13 protein-coding genes are annotated in these 12,490 nt (G+C 64.5%); 4 read left to right on the top strand and 9 right to left on the bottom strand.

Annotation, left to right across the window (positions count from 1 at the left end; translation table 11 throughout):
- Window positions 1-2: 2 nt before the first annotated feature.
- On the bottom strand, window positions 3-872 hold the full coding sequence (locus ACOI2T_RS06455; RefSeq protein ID WP_409506208.1) for a LysR family transcriptional regulator: 870 nt from the start codon (window positions 870-872) through the stop codon (window positions 3-5).
- A gap of 69 nt (window positions 873-941) precedes the next feature.
- On the opposite strand from ACOI2T_RS06455, the gene ACOI2T_RS06450 reads away from it, so the two are divergent.
- On the top strand, window positions 942-2,036 hold the full coding sequence (locus ACOI2T_RS06450) for an aldo/keto reductase (RefSeq protein WP_409506207.1): 1,095 nt from the start codon (window positions 942-944) through the stop codon (window positions 2,034-2,036).
- On the opposite strand, the gene ACOI2T_RS06445 is transcribed toward ACOI2T_RS06450, so the two are convergent.
- Window positions 1,997-2,500 carry a nuclear transport factor 2 family protein gene (locus tag ACOI2T_RS06445; RefSeq protein ID WP_409506206.1) on the bottom strand — a complete coding sequence of 168 codons (504 nt, stop codon included), beginning with the start codon at window positions 2,498-2,500 and terminating at the stop codon, window positions 1,997-1,999. The genes ACOI2T_RS06450 and ACOI2T_RS06445 overlap by 40 nt on opposite strands.
- Before the next feature lie 136 nt (window positions 2,501-2,636).
- On the opposite strand from ACOI2T_RS06445, the gene ACOI2T_RS06440 reads away from it, so the two are divergent.
- Window positions 2,637-3,260 carry a TetR/AcrR family transcriptional regulator gene (locus tag ACOI2T_RS06440; protein ID WP_409506205.1) on the top strand — a complete coding sequence of 208 codons (624 nt, stop codon included), beginning with the start codon at window positions 2,637-2,639 and terminating at the stop codon, window positions 3,258-3,260.
- A gap of 4 nt (window positions 3,261-3,264) precedes the next feature.
- On the opposite strand, the gene ACOI2T_RS06435 is transcribed toward ACOI2T_RS06440, so the two are convergent.
- Window positions 3,265-3,723 carry a nuclear transport factor 2 family protein gene (locus ACOI2T_RS06435; RefSeq protein ID WP_067843951.1) on the bottom strand — a complete coding sequence of 153 codons (459 nt, stop codon included), beginning with the start codon at window positions 3,721-3,723 and terminating at the stop codon, window positions 3,265-3,267.
- 90 nt (window positions 3,724-3,813) lie between these two features.
- On the opposite strand from ACOI2T_RS06435, the gene ACOI2T_RS06430 reads away from it, so the two are divergent.
- On the top strand, window positions 3,814-4,383 hold the full coding sequence (locus ACOI2T_RS06430; RefSeq protein ID WP_409506204.1) for a TetR/AcrR family transcriptional regulator: 570 nt from the start codon (window positions 3,814-3,816) through the stop codon (window positions 4,381-4,383).
- A gap of 75 nt (window positions 4,384-4,458) precedes the next feature.
- Here the strand turns inward: ACOI2T_RS06430 and ACOI2T_RS06425 are convergent, their stop codons facing one another.
- Window positions 4,459-4,914, bottom strand: a complete 456-nt coding sequence (locus ACOI2T_RS06425) for a hypothetical protein (RefSeq protein ID WP_409506203.1) — start codon at window positions 4,912-4,914, stop codon at window positions 4,459-4,461.
- Window positions 4,915-5,020: 106 nt separating this feature from the next.
- Between ACOI2T_RS06425 and ACOI2T_RS06420 the strand changes: the two genes are divergently transcribed.
- On the top strand, window positions 5,021-5,818 hold the full coding sequence (locus ACOI2T_RS06420; RefSeq protein ID WP_409506202.1) for a helix-turn-helix domain-containing protein: 798 nt from the start codon (window positions 5,021-5,023) through the stop codon (window positions 5,816-5,818).
- A 65-nt stretch (window positions 5,819-5,883) separates the two neighbouring features.
- On the opposite strand, the gene ACOI2T_RS06415 is transcribed toward ACOI2T_RS06420, so the two are convergent.
- The 5 genes from ACOI2T_RS06415 to ACOI2T_RS06395 all read right to left on the bottom strand — a co-directional run bounded on the left by ACOI2T_RS06415 (window position 5,884) and on the right by ACOI2T_RS06395 (window position 12,484).
- Window positions 5,884-8,148, bottom strand: a complete 2,265-nt coding sequence (locus tag ACOI2T_RS06415; RefSeq protein WP_409506201.1) for an ATP-dependent DNA ligase — start codon at window positions 8,146-8,148, stop codon at window positions 5,884-5,886.
- 87 nt (window positions 8,149-8,235) lie between these two features.
- Window positions 8,236-9,315 carry an ABC transporter ATP-binding protein gene (locus ACOI2T_RS06410; protein WP_409506200.1) on the bottom strand — a complete coding sequence of 360 codons (1,080 nt, stop codon included), beginning with the start codon at window positions 9,313-9,315 and terminating at the stop codon, window positions 8,236-8,238.
- Window positions 9,316-9,327: 12 nt separating this feature from the next.
- A complete protein-coding gene (locus ACOI2T_RS06405; RefSeq protein WP_067843926.1) occupies window positions 9,328-10,194 on the bottom strand; it encodes a carbohydrate ABC transporter permease in 867 nt (288 codons plus the stop codon).
- Window positions 10,194-11,144, bottom strand: a complete 951-nt coding sequence (locus ACOI2T_RS06400) for a carbohydrate ABC transporter permease (protein ID WP_067843920.1) — start codon at window positions 11,142-11,144, stop codon at window positions 10,194-10,196. The genes ACOI2T_RS06405 and ACOI2T_RS06400 overlap by 1 nt, the downstream gene beginning before the upstream one ends.
- Window positions 11,141-12,484 (bottom strand): ABC transporter substrate-binding protein, encoded by a 1,344-nt coding sequence (locus ACOI2T_RS06395; RefSeq protein WP_409506199.1) that lies wholly within the window; start codon window positions 12,482-12,484, stop codon window positions 11,141-11,143. Before ACOI2T_RS06395 ends, ACOI2T_RS06400 begins: the two co-directional genes overlap by 4 nt.
- Between the last annotated feature and the right edge of the window lie 6 nt (window positions 12,485-12,490).

Raw genomic sequence — 12,490 nt, 5'->3', positions numbered from 1 at the left:
CGTCACAGCGATCTCGCTGTTGCCGCAACCGCTTCGACCGCCTTGCCCGCGCCCGGCCTCCACACCATCGCGAGTTCCGCCGGAGGCAGATCGTCGAGGATCGTCAGGCACGTCAGACCGGCAGGCAGAGACCGGCTGATCGAGGTGGGTAGCACGTTGAACCCGCCGGCATGGAGATCGCCGAAGTGACGTAGCCCGGGCAGCGGGTTCTCCCAGAGTGTGAATTCGACGCCCGTGCTGCGCACCGCGTGCAACACCGCGTCGTAGTACGCCGCCGCGAACCGTCGGGGCAGGAACCGGAACGTATCGCCGGCGAGTTCGTGCAACTTCACGGCCGTTCGGCCGGCGAGTGGGTGGTCGTCGGCGACCACGACGACGTACGGGTCGCGCCGCAGAACGCAGCGCGCCAGCTCGCCGCCGACCGACAGGTGCCATCCGATCGCGATGTCGACGTCGCCGCTGACAAGCGCGGAACACAGTGCGGTGTCCCATAATTCGCTCACCTCGATGACAACTCCCGGGTGCCTGGCCGCGACCGCGTGCACCAACGCCGGGACGTCAGTGGAACCTGACATCGGCCCGCAACCCACTCGCACCACACCCGCTGCCGCGCCGCCGGCCGCTCGGGTCTCGGCCACCGTCCGCTCGACCTCGGCCAGCACGGCGCGAGCGTGCTTGACGAAGACATGTCCCTCGGCCGTCAGACGCGTAGGCCTGCGATGGAACAGCGCGACGCCGAGTTCGCGTTCGAGTTCCCGGATTTGACGGCTCAGCGGCGGCTGCGCCATGTGCAGTTGTTCGGCCGCACGCTGAAAGCCGCCGGCCTCGGCGATGGCGATCACGTAGCGCATGGTGCGCAGTTCGATCGACATACCTCAAAGGTACTGCCGCGTACTCAATCGGTCCGTGTGTTCGGGCGGGTTTACGCCGATCCTGAAAGCATGTGGCAGCCAACACGACGGCAGGTACTGCAAATTGGTGGGCTCGGGGCGGCAGCGACCGTCGTGGGCGGTGGGGTGCTGGCAGCGGTGTCCGACGGCGGCTCGGATCAGCTGCCGGCACCGACGAGCGGCACGCAAATCCGAACGAACATCCCCGGATCCGACATTTCACTGCCCGCGGTGGGGCTGGGGACGTTCCAAACCTTCGACGCGTTGCCGGAAGACGCTCGCGCGCAGCGGGTCGAGGTCTTGCGCCGGTTCTGGGAAGCCGGCGGCCGGGTCGTCGATGTGTCACCGCTGTACGGCACGTCGGAAGAGAACATCGCGCGCTACGCGGTACCCACGGGGATCCAGAACGACATCTTTCTCACCAACAAGATCTGGTCGACGGGCGCACATCTCTGGGACGAATCGCATGCGCTCGAAAGCCTGAATACCTCGATGCAACGCCTGTCGCGCACCAAACCGATCGACGTGATGCAATGCCATTCCCTCGTCAACGTCGAGACGGTCGTGCCGATCCTGCATGCCTGGAAGGCAGAAGGCCGGATCAGCCGGATCGGTGTGACACACCACGACCCAGCCTATTTCGGGCAACTGGCCAACTGGGTGCGGACCGGCGACGTCGATTTCGTGCAAACCCGTTATTCGATCGCCGAGCGGAGTGCCGAGCAGCAGGTATTTCCCGTCGCGATGGACCGCGGCGTGACTGTCATGGTCAACATGCCGCTCGAGAAGGGGCGGCTACATCAGTTGGTCGGAGATCGCCCACTTCCGGATTTCGTTGCCGACCTTGGCATTCGGAGTTGGTCGCAGTATTTCCTCAAGTGGGTGATCTCGCACCCCGCCGTCGCGGTGGCGCTGCCGGCGACGTCGGTGCCCGACCACGTCGTCGACAACATGGCGGCCGCGCGCGGCCCGATGCCGGACGCTGCCATGCGCGCCAGGATGCTCGAACATGTGCAGGGCATACCAGGTTTCGACGAGGTCACTCGGCAACCGTGGTATCCCGGCAAGCGTTACCCGGGCATAGTGAATCGCGACATGCGAGCGCTTCAGGAACGCTCGTCCTGGCGACCGGCCGGGTGGGTGTAGCCGCCAGACAGCCGACGGAGTTGACCGCGGACGAACGGCCACCACGCGCTGGGCCGCCGAGCCACGGTGCCGAGAATCACGAGCGGATCGAAGTATGCGACGCGCTCACGGATCAGCCCGTCTTCCAACTTGATTCGGTCAACCAGAGGCCATTCGATCGGCCCGCCGCCGATCGTGCCGTACAACCGACCCCAGATGATGACGTGGTCCGATCCGCTCGCCCAGCCCTGAACGTCGTAGCGCAGGTCCGGAATCAACAACATGGTCCGCGCCATGAAGTCTCGCGCCTGCTGCACCCCGTGTGTGTCACGTTCGATCGGGTGAATCAGGTGGACATCGGGCCGGAACAGCGGTGTGAAGGCGTCAGGGTCCATCTGGGCCCAGGCCTGCGCGAACCGCTCGACCAGGTCAGCGGCCCCGGGTACCGGTGCGACCTGCTCGGACTCGGAAGAGGGGGACGACATCGTCAGCGCTCCTTTTACCTATCCGGCGCAACTATTGCAACGGTTGCAAGATCCATGCTCGACACTACCGCGACCACCGACTTGTTGCAACGATTACAAGAACGCGGACGCCCGCCTTACGATGGTCGGGATTGCCATGGCCGCCTCGAACTCCACCGATCCCCGCAAGCAGCGGACCGTTGATGCACTGCTCTCGGCCGCCGAGGCGGTCTTCGCCGTCCTGCCGTTCGAAGAGGTGACCGTCGACGAGATCGCCGCGCGGGCCGGCGTCGCAGTCGGGTCGATCTACAACAACTTCGGCTCCAAGTCCGCTCTGTATGCGGCAGTCATCGAGCGGGCGCTCGACGTCGACCGCGAGTACATGGACAAGGCATACACGCCCGAACGCTCACCGATCGAACAGCTCGAGGCGGCCGCGGAGCAGTATTTCCGGTTCTACCTCGATCAGCCCGAGTTCTTCCGCATGCTCGCCTTCCCGCCGCCACCCGGCCCCTATGCGGCGGCAGCGGAGACCGCCGAACGGCTCGCGCGTCGGGTCGACGAGCAGAACGCGCGCATGGTCGATGCGATCGAGCGCGGAATCCACGACGGCACAATCCGTCCGCTCGACGCCCGCAAGGCTGCAACCGTGCTCTGGGCGAGCTGGAACGGGGTCATCAGCCTCGCCTGGCGCACCGACGGCCTGCATCAGGGCGACGAAGCCCTCGCCGAACTGCTCGCCTTGGCCGCAGACGTCGTCGGGCGCGGCTTACGACCGTGATCGGTCACCACCAGGGCTCGGGTGGCTGGGCGGGCCTGCGCTCCAGCCAGGTCCATTCGAGTTCACGGCGCGCGAACTTCCAGCCGTCCGCGGTGAGTGCATAGTCGTCGATGTAGCGAATCGGAGCCAGGATGACTTCGAGACTGCCGTCGGCGTTGCGCAGCAGATGCCTTGCGGTGCAATAGGTTATGCCCTTTGCGCGATCACCGTCGACATCGACGATGTGGTTGTGGACCGCGTGGAAGGTCTGCTCGAACATCTGATTTCCGCTCGGGCCGAACTTCACCTGTTCCCGGCCGCGTAGGGTCACGGGCTCGGTCGACCCGGGGGCCGACGTGACGAATTCGCCGTCGACCGTGAACAGCGAACCGAACCGTTCGAGGTCGGCCGTGTCCGACGCCAATGCGTATTCGTCGACCAATGCGCGCAGTGCAATCCGCGCGGTCGAGTGCTGCTCGGCCATATTCGTGCGTCCCTCTCGATCAAATTCAGATGACAATGTCATCTGACCTTCTTCAGATGACATTGTCAACTCAACCGGTACGCTGGGCGAGTGAATCGAGTCGAATCGGCGGCGGCCACCCGCCGCGCGCTGCTGCAGCAGGCCGGCGCGTTGCTCGACGGCGGCGGTCCCGACGCGGTCACGTTGCGGGAGGTGGGCGCCCGCGCCGGGGTGAGCCGCGGCGCGCCGTACCGGCACTTCGCAGACAAAGAGAGCCTGCTGACGGCCGTTGCCGCCGAGGGTTGGGAGCGCCTGGGCGACCACATGCGGACGCTGCGCACCGACAGCAGAGCATTGCCCGCCGAGACGTTGCGCGCGGCGCTTCACGCGGTCATCGCGATCAGCCGCGAGCAGCCACACCTCTATCGACTGATGTTCACCGCACCGGACAGCGACCCGTCGGCAGTCGTCCGGGCCGCGCAAGCGATGTGCGAGGAATTCCTGGCCATCGTCGCTGCAGTCGTCGGCGAACAGGACGCCGCGCGCTACTCCGGCATCCTGTTGACGGGCGTGCACGGCGCCGCAGGCATCGAAGCAAGCGGCCTGCTACATACCGACAAATGGCAAACGACTGCTGACGAGTTGACCGACGCGCTGCTCGGCATGGTCACCGCAGGCTGACGATCGCCTACACTGCGCAACTGGCGGAGATGTATACGCGAAGGGTGCGGAATTCCCAGCCGTCATATGCCGTCGTCAACGAGATCCAGAAAGACTTTTGGAACGGTGATTACTGCCGCGCTCATCGACCATTCGCGGAAAAAGCGGCGCTCCTCGCAGCGGGCGGTAGTCAGCCGCTGCAAAGGCTGCAGCGGCTGCCGATACCAACGCCAGGATCAGGGCCGGCTGGCGGCTCGCGTGCGCAGGGAAGTCGTACAACAGCAGCCAGGCCAGCGTCACTGCGGTAATCACACCAAGACCATCAGTCGCGCCGATGATTGAAACATCCGGCCTGTTGAGGCCGATCTGTCCGCCGGTGATCGCGGTGGTCAACGCACACACGGCAAGAGCCACGCAGAGCGGAAAAGTGAGCCTCCACAAATCCCACGCGATCCGATCGGCGTCCTGAACATGGGCCCACGGCAGCAGCATTGCGACGACCATCAAGGCGCCCGCTGCGCCGCAGACCAGCCGTCGAGGCAATGTAATCATGTCATCCTCCTAAGGTCGTGTCAGTGATGGTCACGATCGGAGGTCGTGCTGTCGATTACCTAGAGGTAATGGAGCAACGAACCCGGTGCGGCTACAGTCGGTGCGAATGGCGACCACTAGCCCTGCTCCTCAGGTCGGGCCGCTGCTGCGGGAGTGGCGGCAACGGCGTCGGCTGACCCAGCTAGAGCTTGCGCTCGACGCGGGCGTATCAGCACGACATCTGAGTTTCGTCGAGACCGGCCGCTCCAGGCCCGGCCGAGAGATGTTGCTGCGCCTGGGAGAGCGGCTCGAAATCCCGTTCCGCGAACGCAACCGGCTACTGCTCGCCGCCGGGCATGCCCCAGCATTCCCCGAGCATCCATTCGGCGCACCCGAACTCGCTCCCGTCCGGGAAGCGCTTCAGCGGATTCTGAAGAGCCACGAGCCGTATCCGGCGGTCGTCTTCGATCGTCACTGGAATCTGGTCGCCGCAAACACCGCCATACGACCCCTCGTCGCGACCATCGATGCCGCCCTGCTCAACCCGCCTGTCAACGTTCTCCGCATTGGCCTGGCATTGATGCCGCAGATCATCAACGCCCACGAGGTCATGACCTACTTCGGTGATCGCATCGAGCGCCAGCTCGCCACTACCGCCGACAAACAGCTCGCGCACCTTCTGGAGGAGTTCGCCAACTACCTACCCCGCGAAGAGCGCAGCGCGGCAAGCGAATCCGACTTCGCTCAAAATCTCGGTCCGGTCAGAGTCCGGGCACCCGACGGCGGCGAGTGGTCGTTCTTCGGCATGTTCGGCATATTCGACATGCCGTTCGAGGTCACGATTTCCGAATTGGCCATCGAGTTGCTCTTTCCCGCCGATCGCGCGACGGCTGATGCGTTTGAATCGCTTGCTCAAGAACGCTGAAAGATCTCGACAGGCGCGGACCGCGCCGGCCTTCCTCAGTCGTCCCCACGATGGTGCATCTGTTCCTATGATTCCCACACGATCTCGTCCGGAGTCTTGTCGGGCCGCAGCCCGCGCCAGCTCGGTTGGCGCAACCGATTGTCCGACGTGCGTTCGCTGTAGCGGACCTCCCCCACCAACTCGGGTCGCACGAACGTGACGCCGCGGGCGTCGAGCTTCGGCAGTGGTTGGTCGAACGGCGACTCGTCGGCGTGCAGGGGTGCGAGCATCTTCTTGAGCTTGGTCAGTTCCTTCTCGGTGAAGCCCGTGCCGACGCGGCCGGCGAACTGCAGGCCGTCCGGCCCGGGCACACCGAGCATGAGTGCTCCGATGCCGCTGGACCGGCCACCCTCACCCTGCCGCCAGCCGCCGATCACCACTTCCTGGGTGTTCCAGATCTTGTCCTTGATCCAGGACGCCGAACGCCGGCCCGGTTGATACGTCGAGTCGCGTTTCTTGGCGACGACGCCTTCGAACCCCTTCTTGCGCACGTGCTCCATCGCCGCGGGCCCGTCGTCCCCGGGCAGCAGGTCGGGCACGATCAAGCCACCCCCGGCGGCAAGCGCCTCGAGGATCTTGCGGCGATCGGAGTACTTGGCGCGCAACAACGATCGCCCGTCGAGCCACAGGATGTCGAACGCCCAGAACTCGACGCGCGTGGAGCGGGCGCGGTTCTGCATCTCGCCGAAACTCGGCACCCCGGATTCATTGAGCGCGACAGCTTCGCCGTCGAGGATCACGTGATGGTCGGCGAGGTCGGCGGCCAGCGCCTTCAGTTGCGGATACTCACCCGTGACGTCGCGGCCGCGGCGAGAGCGCAGCTGAAGCCGGCCCCGGTTGGCGTCGACGAGCAGTCGGTAGCCGTCCCACTTGCCCTCGAATGCCCATTGCGTCGCCTTGAGTTTGGCGACCGAACCCTCTGTCGCCAGCATCGGCGCGAAGTCCTGAGGCTGAGGGTTCTTCTGGTCCTTCATCCGGTGCGCGAGCCAGTTCTTGCCCTCGGTCTGGATCAGCGCATAGCGGCCGTCGATGCGGCTGCCGTGCAGGGTCATGATGATCTCGCCGTGGGTGTCGTCGGGATCGTCGGTGACCCGGAACTTCTCCGCCTCATATGTTCCGGTGTCCCAGACGGTCATGCTCCCGGCGCCGTACTCTCCCTTCGGAATGGTGCCATGAAAGGTCAGATACTCCATCGGGTGATCTTCGGTATGCACCGCAAGGTGATTCACCGATGTGGAATCGGGAAGGTTCTTGGGCACCGCGAAACTGACCAGCACGCCGTCACGCTCCAGACGCAGGTCGTAATGCAACCGGCGGGCGTGATGCTCCTGGATGACGAACTTGTCGTTGTTGCCGGTCTTGGGAATCTCTTTGGGAACCGGTTCGGGCGTCTTCGACGCGTCGCGCATGCTGCGGTAGGTCGTGAGTTTGTCGGCCACCGGTGCGTCTTCGTCGAGCTCGGCCAACAGGTCCCCGTCATCGGAAACCCGTTGCAGTACTTCGTCGAACCGCAGATGCCGAAGGTCGGGATCGGAGATCTCATCCCACGTGCGAGGCGCGGCAACGGTCGGATTGTCGCGTCCGCGTAGGGAATACGGCGCGATCGTGGTCTTTGCGGCGTTGTTCTGGCTCCAGTCCAGGAACACCTTGCCGGCCCGCAGGCTCTTGGTCATGGTCGCGGTGACGAGCTTCGGCATGGCCTGCTCGAGTTGCTGGGCCACCCGCTTCGCGAGCACGGAGGCGCCGCGCGAGCTGATCGGTTCGGCCAGTGGCACATACAGGTGCAGGCCCTTGCTGCCGCTCGTGAGCGGATAGGTGCTCAACCCGATGTCGCCCATCAGTTCCCGCACGGACTGCGCGACCTCACACAGCTGCCGCATGGTCACACCCTCACCCGGATCGAGGTCGAACACGATGCGGGTGGCCGGCCCCTGCTCGCCGTCGGTGAAGCGCCACTGCGGCACATGCACTTCCAGTGAGGCCTGCTGCCCGATCCACGCCAGACCTTCACGCGTGTTGATGATGGGATAGGTCGTCGTCCCGGACTTGTGCACGATGGTGCCGCGCTCAAGCCAGTCCGGCGCCGACGACGCGAGTTGCTTCTCGAAGAACGAGGCCTCAGCGACGCCGTTAGGCCAGCGCTTGCGGGTCACCGGCCGCCCGGCGATGTGCGGAACCATCACATCGGCGATGGCCAGGTAATAGTCGAACACCTCCGCCTTTGTGGTGCCCGTGGCGGGATAGAGCACCTTGTCAGGGTTCGTCAGGCGAACCCGTTCGTAGCGCTCCATGAACTCAAAGTACCCACTTTCACCGACCCTGCGCTGAGATCGCCGTTTGACGAAAAATCGCGATCTGTGCGCAGTCTCGGTGACCGATTACAGACGCTCACCCGACTCCGGATGGAACATGTGGACCACGCCTTCCGGTGTCTTGCGGAGTTCGATGCTGTCGGCCAGCTTGATCGGGCCGCGGGACAGGGCACGCGCGACGATCTGTACGTCGGGTCCGGCGTGGGTGTAAAGGTAGATCTCGCTGCCCAGATCCTCGATCAGGTCGATGACGACGTCGATGCCGCCGCTGTCGGATACCGAGAGATGTTCGGGCCGCACGCCGACGGTGACGGTTTCCAGACCAGCCTCGTGCAGAAGCGTGAGCTGGTCGCGTTCCAGGCGAAGCGTCGCGTCGTCACCGATGCGCACACCGTCGGCGACGATCGGCCCGGTCACCAGATTCATGGCGGGAGAACCGATGAACCCGGCCACGAACGCGTTGGCCGGCTTGTTGTACAGGTCGGTGGGCGAGGCGAACTGCTGCAGCTTGCCGTTGCGCAGCACCGCGACCCGGTCCCCCATCGTCATGGCCTCGACCTGGTCATGGGTGACGTAGACCGTGGTCGTGCCGAGCCGGCGCTGCAACGCGGCGATCTGTGTGCGGGTCTGTACGCGCAGCTTGGCGTCGAGGTTGGACAGCGGCTCGTCCATGCAGAACACCTGAGGTTCGCGCACGATCGCGCGGCCCATCGCGACGCGCTGCCGTTGCCCGCCGGACAGCTTGGCGGGCTTGCGATCCAGGAACGGCTCCAGGTCGAGCAGCTTGGCCGCCTCTTCGACTTTGCGGCGCCGCTCGGCGGCGGGCACACCGCGCAACTTGAGCGCGAAACCCATGTTCTCGGCGACGGTCTTGTTGGGATAGAGCGCGTAGTTCTGGAACACCATCGCGATGTCGCGGTCCTTGGAGGGCACGCCGCCCATGTCGCGGCCGCCGATCTCGATGTTGCCCTCGTCGATGTCCTCCAGACCGGCCAGCATGCGCAGCGCGGTGCTCTTGCCGGATCCGGAAGGACCGACCAGCACCACGAATTCGCCGTCGGCGATGTCGAGGTTGAGCGAGTCGACGGCCAGCTTGTCCGAGCCCTCGTAGATGCATGAAGCGTTGCGATAAGTGATTGCAGCCATGAGAATTTCCCCTTACTTGATGGCGCCGAACGACAGTCCACGAACCAGCTTGTTCTGCGCGATCCAGCCCGCCAGAACCACCGGAAGCGCGGCCATCGTCGCCGCCGCGCACAGCTTGGCCCAGTACAGGCCTTGACCGGCGATGAAGCCGACCATGTACACCGGCATGGTCTGCGCCTGGACCGCAGTCAGGCTGACCGCGAAGAAGAACTCGTTCCAGGCGAAGATCACACAGATCAGCGCGGTCGCCGCGATACCCGGCGACACCAGCGGCAGGATCACCTCACGAACCGATCGCCAAGTGCTGGCGCCGTCGAGACTCGCCGCCTCCAGCAGCTCGCCGGGAACCTCGAGGAAGAACGACCGCATCATCCACACCGCGATGGGAAGGTTCATCGCCGTGTACAGGATGACCAGCCCCCAAATATTGTCCAGCAGGCCGATATTCGACACGATCACATACAGCGGGATGATCGCGGCCACGATCGGCAGCATCTTGGTGCTCATGAAGAAGAACAACGCGTCCTGGGTCTTGCGGACCGGCCGCAGCGACAACGCGAACGCGGCCGGGATACCAAGGGCCAGCACCAGAATGGTCGAAACCGTCGTTGCGAAAAGCGAATTCAGCAACGCCGTACCGACGCCCTGCTCGAACACCGCCTTGAACTGGTCGAGGGTCGGCACGAAGAACAGCTTCGGGGTGGCGGTGTAGGCGTCGACCTCCTGCTTGAAGGCCGTCAGCACCATCCAGAACACCGGAAAGACGAACCCCAGCCCCACGATCCAGGCCACCGCACCCCACGGATCGAACTTGCGGCGCTTGACCTTGGCCTTCCGGACAGGCGTTTCGACTGGCTTTTGCACCTCGGTCGTGGTCATCAGGCCGCCTCCTCCTTGCCGGTGAACGATTTGAAGATCAACCGCAGGGCGAAGCTCGCGATGACCATCGTGAAGATCACGACGATCACACCCATCGCCGCGGCCTGGCCGATGTCGAAGCCCAGGAATGCGCGCTGGTAGATGTAGAACGGCAGGTTGGCGCTCGCCGTACCGGGACCGCCCTGGGTGATCATGTAGATCTGGTCGAACGTGTTGACCAGATAGATGGCACCCAACACCGCCCCCAGTTCGATGAACCGCCGCAGGTGCGGGAGCGTCAACTCGCGGAAGAGCTGAAACGCCCCCGCACCGTCGACTCGGCCGGCCTCCAGGATGTCTCGCGGCATCGACTGGAGGCCGGCGAGGATCAGCAGCATCATGAATGGGGTCCACTGCCACACCAGCGCGAGGATCACCGACGACACCGGGAACCTGCTCACCCAGTCGATGTCGGGGCCGGGCAGCACCCAGTTGACGATGCCGAACACCGGGTCCAGCATCGCCGTCTTCCACATCAGTGCTCCCGCAACGGGTGTCACGAGGAACGGGGTGATGAGCAGTGTGCGCACCACGCCGCGACCCAGGAACGCGCGGTCGAGCAGGAGCGCCAGGAGCAGGCCGAGCACCACCGAGATCAGCACCGTTGCCACGATGATCCACACCGTGTTGAGGGCGACCTGCCAGAAGACGCTGTCGCCGACGACATCCAGGTAGTTCTGCAGTCCGACGAACTGGCGTGAGCCGGGCCGGACCAGGTTCCACGACAGCGTCGAGTAGTACAGCGTGAACAGGAACGGGATCTGGGTGACGACGATCATGAAGATCAGCGCCGGCAGCAGCGGCCCGCGGCGCCGCCAACCCTCGGCGCGCGAAACACCCAGATCCTGCTTCTGTTTGATGCGGGCGACGTGCTGGGCTTCGGTTTCGGTTTCTCGCTCGAGAGTTGTCATGACTTCTCCTGATAGCTGCGGCCCACGACCTCGGCGTATTGCTGGGACTGTTCGAGCGCTTCTCTGACCGACTTCTGCCCGGCGATCGCGGCGTTGATCTGCTGGCTCACCCGGGTGCCCAAGTCCTGGAACTCGGGGATTGCGAGGAACTGCACGCCGGTGTACGGCACGGGTTCAACGGTCGGCTTCAGCGGGTCGGCGCCGTTGATCGAGTCCAGCGTCACCTGACCGAAAGCCTGTGACACGTCCTTGTATTCGGGAATCTCGTAGGTCGAGAGCCTGCTACCCGGTGGCACCCTCGCCCAGCCCAGTTCCTCGCCGACCAACTTGATGTAGTTCTTGTCGGTCATCCACGAGATGAACTTCCATGCGGCGTCTTTCTTGTCGCTGCTGACCGGGATGCCCAGCGACCACGTATATAGCCAGCCGGAGTTTGGCTTCTCGACCGTGGGTGCCATCGCATAGCCGACCTTGCCCACGACGTTCGACTCTTGCGGATCCTCAAGCACCGACACCGCAGACGTCGCGTCGTACCACATCGCTGCCAGGCCCTGCGCGAATTGTGTTGCGCATTCGCCGAACCCAGCTGCCGGGGCGTTCGGCTCGCCGTGCTCGCGCACCAGGTTGGTGTAGAACTCGACGGCCTTCACGACCTCGGGACTGGTCAACTGCGCGTTCCATTGCTCGTCGTACCAGCGGCCGCCGAAGGTGTTGATCACGGTGTCGAGCGGGGCCAGCACCTCGCCCCAACCGGGCTTGCCGCGCAGGCAGATCCCTACCATGTCCGGGCTGTCGAGCTTGGCGGCCGCGTCGGCGACCTGCTGCCAGGTCGGGTTGCGGGGCATCTCGATACCGGCCTGCTCGAACAGGTCCTTGCGGTACATCAGGAACGAGGACTCACCGTAGAACGGGACCGAGTACATGTTGCCCTCGTACGACAACGAGTCCTTCAACGACGGGATGAAGTCGTCCTCGTCGTAACCGGGTGTCTGGCGAGCGTAGTCGGAAAGGTTGACCAGCCAACCGTTTTGCGCCCACTGCGGCGTTTCGTAGTTGCTGATCATCACGACGTCGAACTCACCGCCACCCATGGCCGTCGATGCGGTGATCTTGGCACGGGCCTGATTCTCGGACAGCGTGATGAATCGCAGTTTGATGTCCGGGTTGGCCTCTTCGAACTTCGCGGACAGCTCGCGTGCGTCCGTCATCTGCGAGTTCGAGACCATTGCGATGGTCACCGTCTGGTCGGTCGCGCCGAGCGTGCCCGCGCCCGCGCAACCGGCCGTCGCCAGCAATCCCGCGGCTGCTACGCAGGCCGCCAATCTTTTCAACCGATTCACCTGTAC

This window comes from Mycolicibacterium wolinskyi str. Jessa 2025, assembly GCF_049241375.1.
Lineage (GTDB): Bacteria > Actinomycetota > Actinomycetes > Mycobacteriales > Mycobacteriaceae > Mycobacterium > Mycobacterium wolinskyi.
Note: the sequence above shows the minus strand (reverse complement) of the source record. Positions and strands in the feature narration are given on the sequence as shown.